At 60.2% G+C, this 896-nt stretch carries 1 protein-coding gene and 1 pseudogene; both read right to left on the reverse strand.

The features are described from left to right. On the reverse strand, positions 1-525 hold a 525-nt coding region (locus ACXJ7R_RS34565; protein WP_457155710.1), incomplete at its 3' end, for an ABC transporter substrate-binding protein. Continuing rightward, a pseudogene (locus ACXJ7R_RS34570) lies at positions 525-896 on the reverse strand (ABC transporter substrate-binding protein); the annotation flags it as partial. The gene ACXJ7R_RS34565 and the pseudogene ACXJ7R_RS34570, both read right to left, overlap by 1 nt.

Here is an 896-nt window from a genome sequence, read left to right on the forward strand (position 1 = left end):
CCGCAGCGCCTTGGAAAGGTTTGGATGGCCTTGGTCTTTGTAAAGCTTCAACGCGAAGGCAACGTCTTCAGCGGTCAGCGGCGAACCGTCGTTGAAGCGGGCTTGTGGTCGTAGGCTGAAACGGAAGCCATTGCGGTCTTGCGACAAGGTGACGGACTCGGCAAGCAGGCCATAGACCGCATCCGGCTCATCGAGCGCGCTTGCCATCAGAGAATCGAAACAAAGCTCCGTTCGCGGCGGTGAATCTCCTTTCAACACCAGGGAATTCAAGGTGTTGAAAGTCAGGAAGCTCTGATTCAAGGTGGCGTTCGGTGGCGCGAAGTTCATCTGGCCGCCCTTGGGCGCGTCCGGATTGACATAGTCGAAATGCGGGAAGTCCAGCTTGTATTTGAGATCACCGAAAGCCGACAGGCCGTGCAGTTTTACGCCAGTCGGGACGGCGGCAAAGGTGCGGCCAGGCAGCAGGGCGGCGGCGGCGGCAGCACCGCCCAATGCCAGAAAATCGCGGCGGGCAAGGACCGCCATCAATTGCCGCCCTTGTACTTGGCCGCCAGCGCCTTTTCCTTATCGGGGTCGATCCACCAGGAATCGATGTCGGCGCCGACATAGGCGGGCTGCTTGTCTGGAAAGCCGAACTTGTCCCAATAGGCCAGCCAGACGGCGGACCGGTGATATTGCGGCACGACGTAGAAGTTCCACAACAGGATACGGTCGAGCGCGTGGGTGGCGGCGACAAGGTCGTCGCGATCGGTGGCGAAGATGATGCGGTCGACCAGCGCGTCGATGATCGGATCCTTGATGCCCATCAGATTGCGCGAACCCGGTGCATTGGCGGCTTTCGAAGTCCAGAAGTCGCGTTGCTCGTTGCCTGGCGAATCCGACTGCTGGAGAAGCCC

The organism is Mesorhizobium sp. P5_C1 (assembly GCF_054049815.1).